A 2,152-nucleotide genomic window follows, 5' to 3' on the forward strand; every position below is an offset into this window, starting at 1 on the left:
AAAAAATCATCGTCGCCCTAACCGAAACCGCCCGCTTAATGCAACAAGTCGATAAGGTGCTGTATCCGGAGAAAACTAATGCAAGATGAAATTAAAATTGAAGGCTTAGAAGATATTCAGCTACTAAAAGAAAGCTGTACAGTCGAATGCAAATCGGCGTTAGGCCAGAATGGTAAGGGATCCCTTCCAAAGGAATTCTGGCAAAGTTATTCTGCTTTAGCAAATACTTACGGTGGAATCATCTTGCTGGGCGTTAAAAAAAAACGGCCAGTTTTCAATTAGCGGGTTAACGGATACCGATAAGGTATTGAAGGAAATTGCGACAGGCGCCAATAATCCAAGTGTTGTCAGTGCTAATTTGCTGAATGATCAGTTAATCGAGGTGATTGAACTTTTAGGCGGTTCTATTATAAAGGTGACCATTCCCGAAGCCCCACGCAAGCAAAGACCTATTTATCTAAAGAATACGCCGTTTAATCATAGTTATCGACGATTTAATGACTCGGATCAGTTAATGTCTGATGAAGATGTTAAACGTGCATTAGCAGAACAGGTCAATGAAACTCGTGATAATGAAATCTTAGTCGGTTATGGCATTGATGATTTAAACCTAGATAGTTTAAAACGTTATCGCCAGCTTATTGCTGTCAGAACCCCGCAGCATCCCTTTAATGAAGTGGATGATTTATCATTTTTAGAGCGCATTGGTGCATGGCGTAAAGACCGTGAAACGGGACAACAGGGATTAACACTTGCTGGTTTGTTAATGTTTGGTCAGGATTATCTAATACGAGAAAAACTGCCTAATTATCAACTGGATTACCGCGATGGCTTCGACCCCAAGTATGATTCTGAAACTCGGTGGATAGATCGAGTAACACTTGATGGAACCTGGTCAGGTAACTTATTTGATTTTTATCAGATTATTTATCGAAAGCTAACTACAGATCTTAAAGTACCATTTGAATTGGAAAAAGGCGTCAGAAAAGATTCAACACCATTACACGACGCAATTCGTGAATCACTTTGTAATGTGTTGGTGCATGCTGACTATAGTGGGCGCACCTCGGTTTTAATTGAGAAAAAACCAGATATGATTTTATTTCGCAATCCGGGACTTATGCGTATTCCAGTCGAAACTGCAATACGTGGTGGTGAACCAGATTGCCGTAACCGAATATTGCATCAAATGTTTTTTTACATTGGAGCGGGTGAACGATCGGGAACAGGAATTCCTACCGTATTCAAAAGCGTTAAGCATTACCACTGGAAAGCACCCAGTATTGAAGAGTATTTTGACCCCAGTGAACGAACAGAACTCAAGCTTTGGATGACGGATCTATTACCCAAGGGAACAATGGAGTTATTAGCTCGCCACTTAGGTAAAGATTTTGCTTCTTTGGGGTATCTTGGACAAATTGCGCTCGGTATTGCTTTAAGTGAAAAAACTGTTTCACATGACCGCTTAACTGCGCTTTGCACTGAGCATGCAAGCGACATAAGCAAAACGCTTAACAAATTAGTTGACCAGGGCTATTTGATTAGAACAGGTCAGAGCCGTGGAGCTAGTTATCACTTAACCATGCTTGATGATTTTCTTCCAAAACCTGACGAGTTTTTTGGTTCAAACACCCGGAGTTCAAGCTCAAATACCCTAAGTTCGGATCCAAACACCCGGAGCTCAAGCTCAAATACCCTAAGTTCGGATCCAAACACCCGGAGTTCAGATATTCAACGTGATCATTTAGGGCGTCGCATTTCAGACTACACCATGCATCGATGCCCCATTATTGATAACTTAAGTGAAGTTGATAAGTCTCTATTAGAAAGACTTAAAACTAGTGCCAAACAAGCTATTGAAAAGGCTAAGCTACCCTGTGCTGAATTGGAAAAGATTATTTTTGAAATTTGCCAAGAACATTATGTACCTCTTTCAGTTTTAGCAGAGTTACTCAATAGAAATCCTGATTCGTTACGCAAACAATATCTAACGCGTTTAGTGAAATCAGGACAACTAGAACTCGCTTTCCCTACAGAGAGAAATTCACCTAATCAGGCTTATTTGACATCCAATCAAAAAATAACGACAAATGATTGACTAGATTGCATTTCAGCTTGAGTTTGCCATAATGATGGGCTCATTATGTTGAGA

2 protein-coding genes are annotated in these 2,152 nt (G+C 40.2%); both read left to right on the forward strand.

Annotated features, from left to right (window positions below; translation table 11 throughout):
* The first annotated feature begins 78 nt into the window (after positions 1–78).
* Entirely contained in the window at positions 79–282 is a 204-nt protein-coding gene (locus tag IBX48_RS10390; protein ID WP_296834306.1) for an ATP-binding protein, read from the forward strand.
* Positions 233–2,098 carry an ATP-binding protein gene (locus tag IBX48_RS10395; protein ID WP_296834309.1) on the forward strand — a complete coding sequence of 622 codons (1,866 nt, stop codon included), beginning with the start codon at positions 233–235 and terminating at the stop codon, positions 2,096–2,098. The genes IBX48_RS10390 and IBX48_RS10395 overlap by 50 nt, the downstream gene beginning before the upstream one ends.
* Positions 2,099–2,152 lie beyond the last annotated feature (54 nt).

This window comes from Thiomicrospira sp., assembly GCF_014859555.1.
Classification (GTDB): domain Bacteria; phylum Pseudomonadota; class Gammaproteobacteria; order Thiomicrospirales; family Thiomicrospiraceae; genus Thiomicrospira.

What these genes read in the sequence shown, in the direction of transcription:
- IBX48_RS10390 (WP_296834306.1), top strand. Translation starts at nt 79, where the DNA reads ATGCAAGATGAAATTAAAATTGAAGGCTTAGAAGATATTCAGCTACTA.